A 17509-nucleotide genomic window follows, 5' to 3' on the forward strand; every position below is an offset into this window, starting at 1 on the left:
TCTTGGTGACGGAAGGGGCAGATGTTACCTAGTTGAGGCTCATCTGAGTCACACGAGTCACACCCGTCACATTGACCCTTGGGAGTCATTGCGGCCGCGGGTCGCTATGAGGCTTGCCACCGCCGCAGTGCCGACCACCACGATGATCACCACGAGCGACACCCAGGTGGGCATTTCGGGAATCGCGTGGATCGGCTCGCCGCCGTTGATGAACGGCAGGGTGTTCTCCCGCAGCGCCTCGAAGATGAGCTTGATGCCGATGAACGCGAGAATTACAGCGAGCCCGTACGAGAGGTAGATGAGCCTCGCGAGCAGCCCCTGCACCACGAAGAACAGCTGCCGCAGTCCCATGAGCGCGAACGCGTTCGCCGTGAACACGATGTAGGGATCCTGGGTGAGGCCGAAGATCGCCGGGATCGAGTCCAGCGCGAAGAGCACGTCGGTGGTGCCGATCGCGATCATCACGATCAGGAGCGGCGTGATGAAGCGCCTGCCGTTCTCGCGCACCATGAGCGCCGGCCCGCGGTAGTCGGTCGTGGTGGGGAACACCTTGCGCACCCAGCGGGTGATGCGGTTCTCCTTGTACTCGACGTCCCCCTCCTCCGCACCGCCCTCGCGGGCAACGGAGAACGCGGTCCAGATGAGGAAGATCCCGAAGAGGTAGAACACCCAGGTGAATGCGGCCAGCGCCGCGGCGCCGACGGCGATGAAGACCGCGCGCAGTACGAGCGCTATCGCGACGCCGACGAGCAGCACCCGCTGCCGATAGAGCGCGGGAACGGCGAAGCGCGTCAGGATGACGAGGAAGACGAACAGGTTGTCGACGCTCAGCGACCACTCGGTGATGTAGCCCGCGAAGAACTCCGTGGCCTTCTGCGCGGAGTTCCACGCGATCATGCTGAGACCGAAGATCGCGGCGAGCGAGATGTAGAAGAGCGTCCAGCGCGTCGACTCGCGGAAGGTTGGCTCGTGCGGGTTCCGCACCACGAGGAAGTAGTCGAAGACGAAGAGCCCGACGACGGCCGCGACGGTGATCACCCAGACGGCCGTCGATTCCACCAGCCCATCCTAGGGGCGGCCGCCCAGACACCCTCGCCTACTGTGCACCGAGCATCTGCCGCAGTTCCTTCTTGAGTTCCGCGATCTCGTCCCTCAGCCGCGCTGCCAACTCGAACTGCAGTTCCGCGGCCGCCCCACGCATTTGCGCAGACAGGTCCTCGATGAGTTGCGTGAGCTCCTCGGCAGGGCGATCGGCCATGGGCGTTCGCGCGCCCGACGGGGTGGGTGCCTTCTTCGCTTCCTTGAGGGTCTTCGCGGTGTCGGCTTCCTCGCGCGCGAGCATCTCGGTGATGTCGCCGATGCGCTTGCGCAGCGGGGTGGGGTCGATGCCGTTCGCCTCGTTGAACGCGATCTGCAGGTCTCGCCTGCGGTTGGTCTCGTCGATCGCGGACTTCATGGAGTCGGTGATGACGTCCGCGTACATGTGCACCTCGCCGGAGACGTTTCGCGCCGCGCGACCGATGGTCTGGATGAGGGACGTACCCGAGCGCAGGAAACCCTCCTTGTCCGCATCGAGGATGCTGACGAGCGAGACCTCCGGAAGGTCGAGCCCCTCCCGGAGCAGGTTGATGCCGACGAGGACGTCGAAGCGACCCATGCGCAGTTCGCGAAGCAGCTCCACGCGCCGCAGCGTGTCCACGTCCGAGTGCAGGTACTCGACGCGCACGCCGCGTTCCGCGAGATAGTCGGTGAGGTCCTCCGCCATCTTCTTGGTAAGCGTGGTGACGAGTACCCTCTCGTCGCGCTCTACGCGCAACCTCACCTGCTCCAGCAGGTCGTCGATCTGGCCCTCGGTCGGCTTCACGACCACCAAGGGGTCAACGAGCCCGGTGGGCCGAATGATCTGCTGAACCACGCCGTCGGCCCGTTCCAGCTCGTACTGGCCCGGCGTGGCCGAGAGGTACACGGTCTGCCCGATGCGGTCCTGGAACTCCTCCCACTTGAGCGGGCGGTTGTCCAGGGCTGAGGGAAGCCGGAAGCCGTGATCCACCAGGGTTCTCTTTCGAGACTGATCGCCGTGGAACATCGCCCCGATCTGCGGCACCGTGACGTGGGACTCGTCGATGACGAGCAGGAAGTCCTCGGGGAAGTAGTCGAGCAACGTGTGCGGCGGCGTTCCCGTCTCGCGCTGCTCGATGTGCCGCGAGTAGTTCTCGATGCCAGAGCACGTGCCCACCGAGCGCATCATCTCGAGGTCGAAGGTGGTGCGCATCTTGAGCCGCTGCGCCTCGAGCAGCTTGCCTTGGCTCTCCAGCTCAAGCAACCGCTCGCCCAGCTCCTGCTCGATGGTCGAGATGGCGCGGAGCATGCGCTGCTCGCTCGCGACGTAGTGGGACGCCGGGAAGATGTGCACCTGCTCCTTCTGAGCGATGACATCGCCCGTGAGCGGATGCAGCGTGTACAGCGCCTCTATCTCGTCGCCGAAGAACTCGATGCGGATCGCCTGCTCCTCGTACACGGGGATGATCTCCACCGTGTCTCCACGCACGCGGAACGTGCCGCGAGTGAATGCGAGGTCATTGCGCGAGTACTGCATCTGCACGAACTCGCGCAGCAGCGCGTCACGGTCCAGGGTGTCGCCGACCGCGAGCGTCACCATCCCGTTGATGTACTCCTCGGGAGTGCCGAGGCCGTAGATGCAGCTCACCGATGACACGACGACAACATCGCGCCTGGTCAGCAGCGAGTTGGTCGCCGAGTACCGCAGCCGCTCCACCTCCTCATTGATCGAGGAGTCCTTCTCGATGTAGGTGTCCGTCTGCGGAACGTACGCCTCCGGCTGGTAGTAGTCGTAGTAGCTCACGAAGTACTCGACCGCGTTGTTCGGCAGGAGCTCGTGGAACTCGTTGGTGAGCTGCGCGGCAAGCGTCTTGTTGTGCGCCATCACGAGCGTTGGCCGCTGCAGCCTCTCGATGAGCCACGCCGTCGTCGCCGACTTTCCGGTTCCCGTGGCGCCAAGGAGCACCACGTTCTTCTCCCCCGCCTGGATGCGCGCGGCAAGGTCATCGATCGCGGCCGGCTGGTCGCCGGAAGGCGTGTACTCCGAGATCACCTGGAACGGGTTCTCCGCGCGGCGCAGGTCTGACGTCATGCGTCAACCGTACGCCGGGGCACTGACATGGCCCTTCAGTGGGGCACGTGCTCGAGCCAGAAGGCGTCGACCTGCGCGGCAAGCTGCTCAGGCGAGCCAGAGCCGTCGAGCACGACGTCCGCCACCGCGGCCCGCTGCTCGTCCGTGGCCTGCGCCTCGATCCTCGCCACGGCGTCGGTCCGCGTCATGCCGCGAGTGGCGATGAGCCGCTCCACGCGCACGTCCTGCGGAGCTGCGACGGTGACGACCAGGTCAAAGTCGCCGCCTTGGCCCGTCTCCACCAGCAGCGGGATGTCATGCACCACCACATCGACGCCATCGAGCCGTGCCTGCCTGTCAGCCGCCAGCGCCGCCGCGATGACGTAGGGGTGAACGATGTCGTTGAGTCGCGCTCGGTCCGCATCGGTCGCAAACACGATCCGGGCGAGCGCCGGGCGATCCAGCTGCCCATCCGCGAGCACGGCATCCCCGAACATGGCCACGATGTCCACGAGCGCCGCAGAGCCGGGCTCAACGACGCGTCGCGCAAGCACGTCGTGGTCGATCAGGCGGGCGCCGAGCAACTCGAAGCGATGAGCGGCCGTCGACTTTCCCGCCCCTATTCCCCCGGTGAGGCCTATGCGCAGCATGCTCGGCATCTTCCACGGCCCGACGCTGTGGGCAAATTCCAGCGGAAGGTTGCCACAGCGTCGGGCATGACAAGGGGCCCGCCACCAGCGGTGACGGGCCCCTTGGCGTAACGCAGAGCGTTAGTTGCCGGTGAGCTTCTCGCGAAGCGCGGCGAGGCGCTCGTCCGAGGCCAGCGTGCCCTCGGAGGAGTCCTCGTCGTGAGAGGAGTACGAGGTGGCGGAGCCGCCCTCGCTCTTGCCTGCGCGCTTCTTGGGAGCGGGCGCGGTCGCCTCTGCCTCCGCGGCCGCAGCATCCTGCTTCGCGACGAACGCCTTGTGGGCCTCCCAGCGCTCGTGAGCACGCGCGTAGTCCGCCTCCCAGGCCTCGCGCTCGGCGTCGAAGCCCTCGCGCCATTCCTGGGTCTCGGGGTCGAAGCCCTCCGGGTACTTGTAGTTGCCGGCAGCGTCGTACTCGGCGGTCATGCCGTACAGCGCAGGGTCGAAGTCCTCGCCGTTCGGGTCGACGCCCTCGTTCGCCTGCTTGATGGACAGCGAGATGCGGCGACGCTCGAGGTCGATGTCGATGATCTTGACGAACACCTCTTCATCGGCGGAGACGACCTGCTCGGGCAGCTCAACGTGGCGCACGGACAGCTCGGAGATGTGCACGAGGCCCTCGATGCCCTCGAAGACCCGAACGAACGCGCCGAAGGGAACGAGCTTGGTGACCTTGCCGGGCACGATCTGGCCGATCGCATGGGTGCGCGCGTACACGGCCCACGGGTCCTCCTGCGTGGCCTTGAGCGACAGGGACACGCGCTCGCGGTCCATGTCGATCTCGAGCACCTCGACCTCGACCTCCTGGCCCACGTTGACGACCTCGGTGGGGTGGTCGATGTGCTTCCAGGACAGCTCGGAGACGTGCACGAGGCCGTCAACGCCGCCGAGGTCGACGAACGCACCGAAGTTGACGATCGAGGACACGACGCCCTTGCGGACCTGGCCAGGAGCCAGCGCGGTGAGGAACGTGGAGCGCACCTCGGACTGCGTCTGCTCGAGGAAGGCGCGGCGCGACAGGACCACGTTGTTGCGGTTCTTGTCGAGCTCGATGATCTTCGCCTCGATCTGCTGACCGATGTAGGGGCCGAGATCGCGCACGCGGCGCATCTCGACGAGCGAGGCGGGAAGGAAGCCACGGAGGCCGATGTCCACGATGAGGCCGCCCTTGACGACCTCGATGACCGTGCCGGAGACGATGCCGTCCTCTTCCTTCACCTTCTCGATCGAGCCCCAGGCGCGCTCGTACTGTGCGCGCTTCTTGGACAGGATGAGGCGGCCTTCCTTGTCCTCCTTGGTGAGAACGAGGGCCTCGATGGTGTCGCCGACGTTCACGACCTCGTCGGGGTCGGCGTCGTGGCGGATGGACAGCTCGCGGGCGGGGATGACGCCCTCGGTCTTGTAACCGATGTCGAGGAGGACCTCGTCACGGTCGACCTTGACGATGATGCCTTCAACAAGGTCACCGTCGTCGAAGTTCTTGATGGTTGCGTCAATCGCGGCGAGGAAGTCTTCGCTCGAGCCGATGTCGTTGACGGCAATCTGGGTGGTCTCGGGGGTGGATACGGACATTAAGGAGTAGCTCCGATGGATGGGGGATTCGGTATGAATATGGACGTGGCCGAAGGGCGCGCGAGGGCGCAAAATGGCCAACGGACATCATACCCTGCGTGCGTGCCCACGCACAATGCCGGCCCGACGCTTCCTACAGGTCGCGCGCGGTGTCCAGCAGCTCTTGGGGCACCCACTTGGTCTTGCCCATCATCACCTCGAACGGCTTGAGCACGATCTCCCCCGCCTCGAGGGCCGTGAACTTGCCGCCTTCTCCGCTCGTGATCGCGTCGATCGCGGCCACCCCGAACCGGGTGGCGAGGAGCCGGTCTGCCGCCGTGGGGATCCCTCCACGCTGGACGTAGCCGAGCACCGTGAGTCGCGTGGGGAAGCCCGTCGCGGCCTCGATGGCCTTGGTGATCTCATGCCCGATGGATCCGGCAATGGGATTTCCCTTGTCGTCGATGGTCGCCTTGCCGGTCCACGTGGAGCCCTCTGCGGGAATCGCGCCCTCTGCGACGGCCACGATCGAGAAGTTCTTGTAGCGGTGGCGGTGCTTGATCTTCTTCGCGATGACGTCGACGTCGAACGGCTCCTCGGGCGCCAGGATGATGTCCGCGCCCCCGGCGATACCAGCGGTGACGGCGATCCAGCCGGAGTGACGGCCCATCAGCTCCACGACCATCACGCGGTTGTGGGACTCCGCCGTCGAGTGCAGGCGGTCGATGGCTTCCGTAGCGATGGTGACGGCCGTGTCGAACCCGATCGCGGCGTCGGTCCCCACCACGTCGTTGTCGATGGTCTTGGGAATCCCGATCACGGGCAGCCCGGTGGCCTGCGAGACCTTTCCCGCCGCCTTGAGGGTGCCGTCGCCGCCGATGCAGATGAACCCGTTGAGCTTTTCATTCTCAGCGGTCTCCTTGACGGCCTCCATGCCGCCCTCGACCTTGTGGGGATGGCAGCGGGCCGTGCCGAGCATGGTTCCGCCGTCCACGAGGATCCCGGAGACGTCATTGCGCGACAGCGGCACGGCGTCCCCGCGAATCACGCCCTCCCAGCCGTTGCGGAAGCCGACTATCGAACTGCCGTGCTCCGCTGTCCCGCGCTTGACGACGGCGCGAATCGCCGCGTTGAGCCCGGGACAGTCCCCTCCGCCGGTGAGGATTCCGATCCGCATGTGCCTGCCTTCAGTGTCCTGCGGTGCGCCAGTTGGCACCGACTCCTACGTTGACATCGAGCGGCACGGAGAGCTGGGCAGCACCGCTCATCTCGTCCCTGAGAATGGTCTCGACCGCCTCCCTCTCGCCGGGAGCGGCCTCGACCACGAGTTCATCATGCACCTGCAGCACCTGCCTTGACGACAGCCCTTCGTCCTGAAGCCTCCGGTCCACCGCCAGCATGGCGCGCTTGATCAGGTCCGCGGCACTCCCCTGGATGGGCGCGTTGAGCGCCACCCGCTCCGCGATCTCCCGACGCTGGCGGTTGGTGGACGTGAGGTCCGGCATGAAGCGACGGCGGCCGAAGATGGTCTCCGTGTAGCCGACGGAGGCCGCCTTCTTGACCGAGGCGCGCAGGTAGTCACGCACTCCCCCGAATCGCTCAAAGTACTCATCCATGAGCGCCTGAGCCGCGGGAACATCGAGCGACAGCTGCTTGGACAGCCCGAACGCCGACAGTCCGTACGCAAGGCCATAGGACATCGCCTTGACGTGCGAGCGCATCGTTGGGGTCACGTCCGCGGGATCGACGCCGTACACGCGGGAGCCGACGAACCGGTGCAGATCCTCGCCCGACCTGAACGCCTCAATGAGCGCCTCGTCGCCGCTGAGGTGCGCCATGATCCGCATCTCGATCTGCGAGTAGTCGGCGGTGACGAGCGTCTCGAAGCCCTCCCCCACCACGAACGCCTCCCGGAGCCGGTGGCCCTCCTCCGTGCGAATGGGGATGTTCTGCAGGTTCGGGTCTTTGGAGCTGAGCCGCCCCGTGGACGCGACCACCTGGGAGAACGTCGTGTGGATGCGCCCGTCGGATCTGACGGACTGCGCGAGCGTCTCGATGATCTGGCCCAACTTGGCCGCGTCGCGGTGCGCGAGCAGTGCCTCAAGGAACGGGTGCTGCGTCTTTTCGAACAGGTCGGACAGGGCGGCGGCGTCAGTGGTGTATCCGGTCTTGATCTTCTTGGTCTTCGGCATGCCGAGACGATCGAAGAGCACCTCCTGGAGCTGCTTGGGGCTGCCCAGATTCACGCGGTCGCCGTCGAGGGCCGCGTACGCGTCCTCCGCCGCTCGGTCCGCTCGCGCCCTCGCCTCATCGGCGAGCATCGCGAGATGCGCGGAGTCCACGGCCATGCCGGCAGCCTCCATGTGCGCGAGCACGACCACGAGCGGCAACTCGAGCTCCCGGTAGAGCTCGAGCATCCCTCTCGCCTCCACCTCGGGCTCAAGCACCTCGGCGAGGGACCACACGGTCGCCGCACCCTGAGCGGCGCGGGCCGCCTGGGGCGTGCCGAGCCCAAGGTCGAGTTCCCCGTCGCCGGCGCCCGTCTCGAGTTCCACGCCCAAGTAGCGCTGCACGATCGACTCGACGTCGAAGCCGCGCTGATCCGGATTCACGAGGAAGGCCGCGATCTGGGTGTCGCCAACGACCCCGCCAAGCGAGTAGCCCCGCGCGGCCAGCGCGTGCCACGCGTCCTTCGACCCGTGCAAGACCTTGGGGACGTCAGCGTTCGCAAGCCACTCGCCGAGCGCGGCATCCTGAGCGGGCGTCAGCCCGGTCAGATCGAGCCCAAACGCAACCCCTGGCGCCCCCGAGACCCCAATCGCCCATGCGTCGGCGTCGGCCCCTTGCCTGCCCTCAACGTGCACGGCGCAGCGACCCGACTGGGCGACGATGCCGTCGAGCGCCCCATCGGTGATGATCTCAAGCTCAACGGCCTGCTCCGCGGGCGTCTCGGCCACGCCCTTCGCGAACGGCAGCAGCTTGTCGCGCAGCGTGCGGAACTGCAGCGTGTCGCACACCGCGTGGATCGCGGCCGCATCGCCTCCCTCATACTCGAGGTCCTCGACCGGGACATCGATCTCAAGGTCCGTGAGCAGGTGATTCAGTTGACGGTTGAGCCGCACCTGGTCGAGGTGGGCGCGCAGGCTCTCGCCCGCCTTGCCTGGGACGTCGTCGGCGGCCTCGAGAATCTGCTGGAGCCCGCCGTACGTCGCGACCCACTTCGCCGCGGTCTTTGGCCCGACGCCGGGCACGCCTGGGAGGTTGTCGCTCGTCTCCCCCACGAGGGCCGCGAGATCGGGGTACTGGTCCGGTCTCACCTCATATCGCTCGAACACAGACTCTGGCGTGTAGTGCACGAGGTCGGAGACGCCCTTGCGCGGATAGAGGAGCGTGACCGTGTCAGTGACGAGCTGGATGGTGTCGCGGTCGCCAGAGACGACGAGCACCTCCATGCCGGCCTCGCTGCCGAGGCGGGCGTAGGTGGCCAGGAGGTCGTCCGCCTCGTAATTGGGGCGGTCGAGCGCCGCGACCCCGAGCGCCGCGAGCATCTCGCGGATGAGGGGAACCTGCGGCTCGAAGTCGGGCGGGGTCGCATCGCGTGTGCCCTTGTACGAGGGAAGGATCTCGGTGCGGAACGTACCGCCCGGAAGGTCGAACGCGACGGCGATGTGCGTGGGCTTGTGCTCCCGCATGAGGGTGGAGAGCATCGTGGTGAAGCCGTAGACGGCGTTCGTCGCGGTGCCGTTCTCGGTGGTGAAGTTCTCCACCGGCAGGCCAAAGAACGCCCGGAACGCCATCGACAATCCGTCGACGAGAAGCAGTGTGCCTTTGGTGGATTCGCTCACAGATGCCAACCTATCCTCATGAACGCCGAAGACGCCGTCCTACAGTTCCCGGGCACGCTCATTGAGCGCCTCGGCATCGAGATCCTCTCAGTGACCGCTGACACGGTCGTCGCGACCATGCCGGTGGCGGGAAACACCCAGCCGTACGGGCTGCTCCACGGCGGCGCTTCCGCGGCCCTCGCGGAGACCGTCGGCTCGCTCGGCGCCATGGCACACGCGGCGCCGAACGCGATCGCCGTGGGCGTGGATCTCAACATCACCCACCACCGAGGGGTGACGGAGGGCGCGGTCACGGCAACAGCGTCGGCCCTGCATAAGGGGCGAACGGTAGCAAACTACGCGATCGCGATCACCGACGACCAAGGAAGACTCGTCGCAACCGCGCGGCTGACGTGCGCGCTCAAAACGCGCGCGTAACACTAGGGGTCTAGTGTTGGCGCAACTGGCACAAGGAGGAGCATTGACGCAGGCGGCTGGCGGGCTTCTGGCGCGCAACCCCGTGCTGTGGCGGATCATTGGGGCAACTGTCGTTCTGGGGCTGATGGTGTTCGCGTTCGTGCAGACGGCAGCGGCGACCACCGGCGACGAGGCAACCGTCGCCCCCGGAACGAACAAGTTCCTGCAGACGATCCTCCAAGGCACCATCTACGGGCTCCTCTTGGCGCTCGCTTCCGTTGGACTCTCACTCATCTACGGCACCACGGGCCTCAGCAACTTTGCGCACGGCGAAGCTGTGACCTTCGGTGCGGCGGTCGCCTATGTTGCGATCACCAAGATGCACGCCCCGCTGTGGGCCGCGATCGTCATCGCGGTGGCGATGGGCGGCTTCGCCGGCTGGTTCCTCGACGTATCGCTGTGGAAGCAGCTGCGGCGCCGCGGGATGCCCATCATGCAGCAGATGATCGTCTCGATCGGTCTCGCGCTGATCCTCGTGAATCTCATCCAGATCTGGATCGGGCCCGACCGCCTGCGCCTGATCTCCGCAACCGCGAAGATCCATCGATTCGGCCCCATCAGCTTCAGCAGCACCGACGTCATCGGCGTCGTGATCTGCGTCGTGGCGCTAGCCGGCGTCGGATTCTTCCTGATGCGCACCCGGCTTGGCCGCGCTACCCGGGCCGTGAGCGACAACCCGGCCCTAGCGTCGGCCACCGGCATCTCCGTCAACCGTGTGATCCGGATCGTGTGGATCATGGCGGGCTGCCTTGCGGCGCTCGCGGGGCCACTCCTGGCTCTCTACAACGACACTCTCGACTTCATGCTCGGCGCGAACATCCTGCTGCTGATGTTCGCCGCGGTGACGCTGGGTGGTCTCGGTCAGCCGTTCGGCGCGGTCGTTGGCGCACTGGTGATCGGCATCGTCGCCCAGCTCACCACCGTGTACGCGCCCACGCCGGACCTCAAGTACGCGGCGGTCATGGCGATCCTCATCCTCACGCTGCTCGTGAGACCACAAGGCATCCTTGGACGGAAGGAGCGGGTGGGCTGACATGGACTTCAACGACATCCTGCAGATCGTCATCTCGCCCACCACGGCGGCGTTCGCGCTCGCCGCGATCGGCCTCAACTTCCACTACGGCCTCACCGGGCTGCTCAACATGGGCCACGCGGGCTTCATGCTCATCGGAATGTACGGGTACGGCATTTCGGTCTCGCACGGCCTGCCAGCCTGGCTCGCGCTGATCATCGCCATGCTCGGCGCCGTCCTGTTCGCCCTCCTGTTGGGATGGCCGACGCTGCGGTTGCGAGGCGATTACCTCGCCATCGTGACCATCGCCGCCGCGGAGATCGTGCGCATCGTCGGGCGCAGTCAGTGGCTCAAGGAGTGGACGGGCGGCAACACGGGCATTCGCGGCAAAGACTTCAAGGGTCCGTTCGAGGCCCTGTCGCCGTTCCCCCCGAAGCTGATCCGCATCGGTCCATGGCAGTTCCACGGCACGCTGTCCAACTCGTGGTGGCTGCTGGTCGTTGGCTGGGCACTCGTCGCGGTGTTCGCGCTGCTGTTCTGGCGGCTCAAGTCCAGCCCGTGGGGCCGCGTGATGCGCGGCATTCGCGAAGACGAGGACGCGGTTCGCTCGCTCGGCAAGAACGTGTACTCGTTCAAGATGCAGTCGCTCGTGATCGGCGGCGTGATCGGCGCGCTCGGCGGCATCGTGTGGGCGCACGCGAACGCCATCTCGCCGGACTCCATGGGACGCACCACGACGTTCTGGATCTGGACCATGCTGCTGCTCGGTGGAGCGGCGACCGTCTTTGGGCCCATCCTCGGATCGTGCCTGTTCTGGGCGCTGTTCGTGGCGATCAAGCAGCTGGCGCCGTTGGCGCTGCCGAACCTGCAGGGAACGCAGGTGGAGCCGCTCGCGCTGGCGTTCGTCGGCCTTGGCCTGATCCTCCTGATCATCTTCAGACCCCAAGGCATCCTGGGCAACAAGAGGGAGATCGCGATCAATGGTTGAGATCCCGTCGTTCGAGCACGTCGAGGCTAAGCCCGGCGCCCCCAAGCCCGACTCCATCCTCACCGCCGACGGCGTCATGCGCTCCTTCGGCGGTCTCGTGGCGGTCAATGTGCAGCACTTTGAGGTGCAGCGTCACTCGATCACCGCACTCATCGGCCCCAACGGTGCTGGCAAGTCGACGTTCTTCAACCTGCTCACCGGGTTCGACACGGCGCAGGAAGGCCACGGAACGTTCAACGGCCGCCCGCTGCGCGGCATGTCCTCGGCGCAGGTGGCGCGCGCGGGAATGGTCCGCACCTTCCAGCTCACCAAGGCGCTCAGCCGCATGACGGTGATCGAGAACATGCGCCTTGGCGCGCAGAACCAGGGTGGCGAGAACTTCGCGAGGGCACTGCTCCCGCCGCTGTGGCGGAGCCGCGAGAAGGAGATCACCGAACAGGCGGAGGAACTCCTCACGCGCTTCAAGCTGATCGAGAAGAAGGACGACTACGCCGGCTCGCTCTCTGGCGGCCAGCGCAAGCTCCTCGAGATGGCGCGCGCACTCATGTCGAAGCCTGAGATGGTCATGCTCGACGAGCCCATGGCCGGCGTGAACCCCGCGCTCACCGAGTCCTTGCTCGAGCACATCGTTGCCCTGCGCCAGGACGGCGTGACCGTGCTGTTCGTGGAGCACGACATGCACATGGTGCGTCGTATCTCCGACTGGGTGGTGGTCATGGCCGAGGGCCGCATCATCGCCGAGGGCAATCCGCACGAGGTTATGAGGGACCCCGCGGTGCAGGACGCGTACCTTGGCGCCCACCACGACACCGACCTATTCGAGGAGCGCTCGTGAGCGACGCCAACGTCATCATCTCCGCTGACAACCTCATCGCCGGCTACGTGCCGGGAGTGAACATCCTCAACGGCTGCTCGATGGAGGTCCGCGAGGGCGAGCTCATCGGCATCATCGGCCCCAACGGCGCCGGCAAGTCGACCTTCCTCAAGGCGCTCTTCGGCCTCGTGCCCGTGCGCTCCGGCATCGTCACCTACGACGGCGAGGACATCACCAACAAAAAGGCGAACGAGCTCGTCACGCGCGGCATCGGCTTTGTGCCCCAGACCCAGAATGTCTTCCCCTCGCTGTCCATCGAGGAGAACCTCGAGATGGGCGCCTACCAGGCCCCCAAGGAGTTCTCCGAGCACCGCGACAAGATCTTCGAGCTGTTCCCCGTGCTCAAGGACCGGCGCGGACAGCGTGCGGCTCACTGTCCGGCGGCGAACGCCAGATGGTGGCCATGGCGCGCGCCCTGATGATGGATCCCAAGGTGCTGCTGCTCGACGAGCCGAGCGCCGGCCTGTCCCCCGCGCGCCAGGATGAGACGTTCGTTCGGACCCGCGATATCAACCGCACGGGCGTCACTGTGATCATGGTGGAGCAGAATGCCCGACGCTGCCTCCAGATCTGCGATCGCGGTTACGTTCTGGACCAGGGCACGTCGGCATACACCGCGAGCGGCCAGGACCTCCTGAAGGACCCCAAGGTCATCGAGCTGTACCTGGGCACGTTGGGCGCCTAGGCGTCAACCGCGCAAAGCTGTCTTCACGCGCCGCAGCTGTCGCCCCGCGCGTAGCCCGGCTGGAATGGTTGCTCGGTGTCGCGAAAATGCGATTTGGACGCACTCAGAGTCCATTCGAGGCGCCCGCAGGATGACCCCGCAAACGAAGAGGGCCCCCGGATTGCTCCGGGGGCCTTCATCGTGTCAGCTTCGCTGGCGTCGGGGAGGCTACTTGACCTCGCCCTCCTGAGCGGACTGCCAGACGGGAACGTTGTTCGCGTCGAACTTGTAGATGCCGATGAAGGCGCTCGAGGGGTCGTTGTCTGCGTTGAACGGACCAGACCCTGCGACCGTCTTGTAGGCGATCTCCTTGCCGTCCTGGAGCAGTGCCAGGCAGTCGGCGTAGGAGGCGCACTCCTCACCACCGGTGGCACCGGAGACGGCGGCCATGTTGGCCTGGATCGACGCGCCGTCGGTCTTGCCGGCCTTCTGGGCGGCGAGAGCGAGCAGGATCGTCGAGTCGTAGGACTCAGGGCCGTACGCGAACGACGTCAGGGGCGACGGGGCCACCGAGTTGAGGCGGTCCTGGAAGTCCTGAGCGGGGAACGCGCCAGGAATCGTGCCCTGGGCACCCTCGAGGACGCCGGGGTCGAAGTCCTTCGAGTAGTCGGCCGTGTTGCCGTCGACCATGTAGATGTTGGCCGCCGGGTAGCCCGCCTCAACCAGCTTGGGGACGATGCCCTTGGTCTGGTCGAACGCGATGATCACGAGAGCGTCGGGGTTCGTCGCAAGGGCGTTGGACACGATCGAGTCGAAGTCCGTCTCCTTGGGGTCGAACTCCTGGCCCGACTTGCCGTAGGTGATCGTGGCGCCACCGGCCTCGGTGGTGGCCTGGATCACGTCACGAAGCGAGGTGCCGTAGTCGTCGTTGAACACGAGGACAGCGATGTTCTTCTTGCCATCGGCGAGCAGGAGCTTGCCCATGACGTCACCCTGGATCGTGTCCGGCGGTGCCACGCGGAAGTAGAACGGCGAGTAGCCGGACAGCTTCGTGGACGTGTTCGCGGGCGAGATCTGCACGATCGACGCGGCCGCGATGGTGTCGACCACGTTGAGCGAAACCGTCGAGGACGCCGCACCGACGATGCCGCCAACGCCATCGCTGATGAGCTTGTCAACGGAGGTGCTCGCCACCGTGGGGTTGTCAGCGTCGGACGAGTCGGTGTGAATGACCTTGACGTCCTGACCGTTCACGCCGCCAGCCTCGTTGATGTCCTTGATCGCCAGGTCAACGCCCGCGATCTCGGGCGGGCCGAGGAAGGCGAGGCTGCCCGTTTGGGGAAGCAGCGAGCCGATAGTGAGGGCCGATCCGTCTCCACCAGGAGCGGGAGCGCCAGTGTTGCCACTCGGCTCGTCGCTCGTGGAGCAAGCGGCAAGGGCCAGCGCTGCTACGGCGGCAAGAGCCGACCCGCGCGCGATGGTGTTCCAACGTGCCATGTTGTTTCCTCCATGCCGACGCCGAAGCGCCAGCCGATAGCCCAGGAGACCCTCCCCTGCGCGTTATAGGAAACGCTAGCGCGCCAAAGTTTCGCTAGTGCGTCGGCATAGTCACGATTTCTTTACCTAAGCCACGCCGAACCAGGGGCGATGGGGCTACTTGCCGCCCATTTGCTCGATAACGGCCTCGGCGACCTCGCGCATCGTAAGGCGACGGTCCATCGAGGTCTTCTGAATCCAGCGGAAGGACTCCGGCTCGTTGAGGGTCATCTTCTCCATCAGGATGCCCTTGGCGCGCTCGACCTTCTTGCGGGTCTCCATGCGCTCGTTGATGTCCGCGATCTCGAGCTCGAGCGCCCGGATCTCGGAGAATCGCGACGCCGCGATCTCCACGGCGGGAATCAGGTCTCCAGGCGTGAAGGGCTTCACGACGTAGGCCATCGCGCCCGCGTCGCGAGCGCGCTCAACGAGCTCCGTCTGCGAGAACGCGGTCAGCAGTACCACCGGCGCCAGGCGATCCTTCGCGATCAGCTCCGCCGCGGTGATGCCGTCCATGACGGGCATCTTGATGTCCATGACGACGACGTCTGGCTTGTGCTCCTTGGCCGCCGCGACCGCCTCTTCGCCGTTCGCCGCCTCCCCCACGACCTCGTAGCCGCCCTCGCGGAGCGTCTCGACAATGTCCATCCGGATGAGCGCCTCGTCCTCGGCAACAACGGCGCGGCGACGCTTGGGGGTCACGGTTTCTGGGGTCTCGGTCACACCCGCTAGCCTAATAGGCGCGCCCCGATAGCCCAACCGGCAGAGGCAAACGGCTCAAACCCGTTCCAGTGTGGGTTCGAATCCCACTCGGGGCACCGATTGGAGTACCGATGGAGTTCCGCGCAGAGGTGGAGCCCAACGAGAAGATGCGTGGGCTCGAGGTTCCGTCCGACGCCGTGGCCGGCCTGGGTGCCGGCGCTCGGCCGCGGGTGCGGGTCACCGTCAACGACCACTCATGGTCAACCCGCATAGCGATCATGCGCGGGCGGAATCTCATCGGCCTGAGCAACGCGAATCGCGCCGCGGCCGGCCTCACCGTTGGCGAGGTCGTGACCGTCCGCATCGAGGTTGACGACTCCCCCATCGTCGTCGAGGAGCCCCGGAGCTCGCCACCGCCCTTGGCGCCGATCCCGCGGCCCGTGCCGCATTCGATCGCCTCACGGACTCTCAGCGCCGGCAGGCGGCACGCGTCATCTCTCAGGCAAAAGGCGAGGCAACACGGGAGCGGCGCGTCGCCGCCCTGCTGAAGACGCTGGCAGGCGACGCTGCGGGACAAAGCGGAGGGAGCGTCGGGCATGCCCGACGCTCCCCTGGCTTGTGTGCGAAAACTAGCCGCGAACCTGGCCCACCTTGTGCACGAAGATCGAGTTGGTGGTTCCCGGAACGCCGACGGGAGTGCCGGACACGACGACGACGTAGTCGCCCTCGACGGCGCGGCCAGAGTCCTTGAGGAACGTATCGACGAGGTTGACCATGTCGTCGGTGGAGTCCACGTGATCGACGAGTTCGGCGTCGACGCCCCACGACAGGGCGAGGCGCTTCTGCGTGTGCGGGTCCGGCGTGAAGGCGATCATGGGGGTCTCCGGGCGCAGGCGCGACATGCGCAGCGCGGAGTCGCCGGACTGCGTGAAGGTCACGATGTACTTCACGTCGAGCACGTTGGCCACGTCGGCGGCGGCGTGCGTGATGGCACCGCCTCGCGTCTTGGGCGTGGTGAGGTACTTCGCGATGCGCGTGAAGCCCTTCTCCTCGGTGTTCTTGATGATGCGGGCCATCGTCTCGACCGTGATGAACGGGTACTCGCCAACGCTCGTCTCTCCGGACAGCATGACCGCGTCAGTGCCATCGAGGATGGCATTGGCGCAGTCGGAGGTCTCCGCCCGGGTCGGCACGGGGGAGTGCGTCATCGACTCGAGGACCTGGGTGGCGACGATGACCGGCTTCGCGTTCGCGCGGCACAGCTCGATTGCGCGCTTCTGGACGAGCGGCACGTCCTCCAGTGGCAGCTCGACGCCGAGGTCGCCGCGGGCCACCATCACGCCGTCGAAGGCATCGACGATCTCTTCAAGGTTGTCGACGGCCTGAGGCTTCTCGACCTTGGCGATGACGGGCACGACGCGCCCCTCCTCGGCCATGATCCTTGCCACGTCCTCGTAGTCGGCCGCAGAGCGCACGAACGACAGCGCGATGAAGTCCGCGCCGATGCCGAGGCCCCAGCGCAGGTCCTCCTCGTCCTTGTCGGACAGGGCGGGAACGGACACGGCAACACCAGGGAGGTTGATTCCCTTGTTGTTGGAGACGGGGCCGGGCACGACGACCCTGGTGACCACATCGGTCTCCGTCACGGCCGTGACCTCGAGGCGCACCTTGCCGTCGTCGATGAGCAGCGAGTCACCGACCTTGCAGTCACCCGGAAGGCCCTTGAACGTGGTCCCGCAGATGTCCTTGGTGCCGACGACGTCGCGAGTGGTGATCGTGAACACGTCGTCGATCGCGAGCTCGTGGGGACCGTTCTCGAAGCGCTCGAGGCGGATCTTGGGCCCCTGCAGGTCCACGAGCACCGCCACGTTGCGGCCGGCCTCCTCCGCGGCCTGGCGCACGTTGGCGTACACCGCCTCGTGCTCCGCGGCGCTGCCGTGGCTGCGGTTGATGCGGGCCACGTCCATGCCGGCGGCGACGAGCTTTCGCATGTTCTCGAGGGAGGCCGTTGCAGGCCCGATGGTGCAGACGATCTTCGCGTTACGCATGTTCTCCAACTTAGTCG

Annotated in this window: 14 protein-coding genes, 1 tRNA gene and 1 pseudogene; 7 read left to right on the plus strand and 9 right to left on the minus strand. The window is 66.2% G+C overall.

What is annotated here, in order from left to right:
• Nucleotides 1–66: 66 nt before the first annotated feature.
• The 6 genes from NVV57_12415 to polA all read right to left on the minus strand — a co-directional run bounded on the left by NVV57_12415 (nucleotide 67) and on the right by polA (nucleotide 9212).
• A complete protein-coding gene (locus NVV57_12415; protein MCR6713427.1) occupies nucleotides 67–1059 on the minus strand; it encodes a TerC/Alx family metal homeostasis membrane protein in 993 nt (330 codons plus the stop codon).
• Nucleotides 1060–1096: 37 nt separating this feature from the next.
• Complete coding sequence (gene uvrB / locus NVV57_12420) at nucleotides 1097–3151, minus strand: excinuclease ABC subunit UvrB (GenBank protein MCR6713428.1); 2055 nt, start codon at nucleotides 3149–3151, stop codon at nucleotides 1097–1099.
• Nucleotides 3152–3186: 35 nt separating this feature from the next.
• On the minus strand, nucleotides 3187–3780 hold the full coding sequence (coaE, locus tag NVV57_12425) for a dephospho-CoA kinase (protein MCR6713429.1): 594 nt from the start codon (nucleotides 3778–3780) through the stop codon (nucleotides 3187–3189).
• A 120-nt stretch (nucleotides 3781–3900) separates the two neighbouring features.
• Complete coding sequence (gene rpsA, locus NVV57_12430; GenBank protein ID MCR6713430.1) at nucleotides 3901–5388, minus strand: 30S ribosomal protein S1; 1488 nt, start codon at nucleotides 5386–5388, stop codon at nucleotides 3901–3903.
• A gap of 133 nt (nucleotides 5389–5521) precedes the next feature.
• Entirely contained in the window at nucleotides 5522–6544 is a 1023-nt protein-coding gene (locus tag NVV57_12435; GenBank protein MCR6713431.1) for a 6-phosphofructokinase, read from the minus strand.
• Nucleotides 6545–6554: 10 nt separating this feature from the next.
• Entirely contained in the window at nucleotides 6555–9212 is a 2658-nt protein-coding gene (gene polA / locus NVV57_12440) for a DNA polymerase I (protein ID MCR6713432.1), read from the minus strand.
• Nucleotides 9213–9230: 18 nt separating this feature from the next.
• On the opposite strand from polA, the gene NVV57_12445 reads away from it, so the two are divergent.
• From NVV57_12445 to NVV57_12465, 5 genes and pseudogenes are all read left to right on the plus strand, one after another.
• Nucleotides 9231–9629, plus strand: a complete 399-nt coding sequence (locus NVV57_12445; GenBank protein ID MCR6713433.1) for a PaaI family thioesterase — start codon at nucleotides 9231–9233, stop codon at nucleotides 9627–9629.
• A gap of 43 nt (nucleotides 9630–9672) precedes the next feature.
• Complete coding sequence (locus tag NVV57_12450) at nucleotides 9673–10701, plus strand: branched-chain amino acid ABC transporter permease (GenBank protein MCR6713434.1); 1029 nt, start codon at nucleotides 9673–9675, stop codon at nucleotides 10699–10701.
• 1 nt (nucleotide 10702) lies between these two features.
• Nucleotides 10703–11668: a branched-chain amino acid ABC transporter permease gene (locus NVV57_12455; GenBank protein ID MCR6713435.1), complete on the plus strand. Its 966-nt coding sequence runs from the start codon at nucleotides 10703–10705 to the stop codon at nucleotides 11666–11668.
• Nucleotides 11661–12503, plus strand: coding sequence for an ABC transporter ATP-binding protein (locus NVV57_12460; GenBank protein MCR6713436.1), 843 nt, complete (start codon nucleotides 11661–11663; stop codon nucleotides 12501–12503). The genes NVV57_12455 and NVV57_12460 overlap by 8 nt, the downstream gene beginning before the upstream one ends.
• Nucleotides 12485–13227, plus strand: a pseudogene (locus NVV57_12465) (ABC transporter ATP-binding protein). Before NVV57_12460 ends, NVV57_12465 begins: the two are co-directional and overlap by 19 nt.
• A gap of 207 nt (nucleotides 13228–13434) precedes the next feature.
• Here the strand turns inward: NVV57_12465 and NVV57_12470 are convergent.
• On the minus strand, nucleotides 13435–14703 hold the full coding sequence (locus NVV57_12470; protein MCR6713437.1) for an ABC transporter substrate-binding protein: 1269 nt from the start codon (nucleotides 14701–14703) through the stop codon (nucleotides 13435–13437).
• 156 nt (nucleotides 14704–14859) lie between these two features.
• Complete coding sequence (locus NVV57_12475; protein MCR6713438.1) at nucleotides 14860–15465, minus strand: response regulator; 606 nt, start codon at nucleotides 15463–15465, stop codon at nucleotides 14860–14862.
• A 21-nt stretch (nucleotides 15466–15486) separates the two neighbouring features.
• Between NVV57_12475 and NVV57_12480 the strand changes: the two genes are divergently transcribed.
• Together NVV57_12480 and NVV57_12485 are read left to right on the plus strand one after the other, a co-directional pair.
• Nucleotides 15487–15560 (plus strand) — tRNA-Leu (locus NVV57_12480).
• A 15-nt stretch (nucleotides 15561–15575) separates the two neighbouring features.
• A complete protein-coding gene (locus tag NVV57_12485) occupies nucleotides 15576–15992 on the plus strand; it encodes a DUF1905 domain-containing protein (GenBank protein MCR6713439.1) in 417 nt (138 codons plus the stop codon).
• Between the two features lie 81 nt (nucleotides 15993–16073).
• Here the strand turns inward: NVV57_12485 and pyk are convergent, their stop codons facing one another.
• On the minus strand, nucleotides 16074–17492 hold the full coding sequence (gene pyk, locus NVV57_12490) for a pyruvate kinase (GenBank protein MCR6713440.1): 1419 nt from the start codon (nucleotides 17490–17492) through the stop codon (nucleotides 16074–16076).
• Nucleotides 17493–17509: the final 17 nt, after the last annotated feature.

Source organism: Demequina sp., from assembly GCA_024707205.1.
Lineage (GTDB): Bacteria > Actinomycetota > Actinomycetes > Actinomycetales > Demequinaceae > Demequina.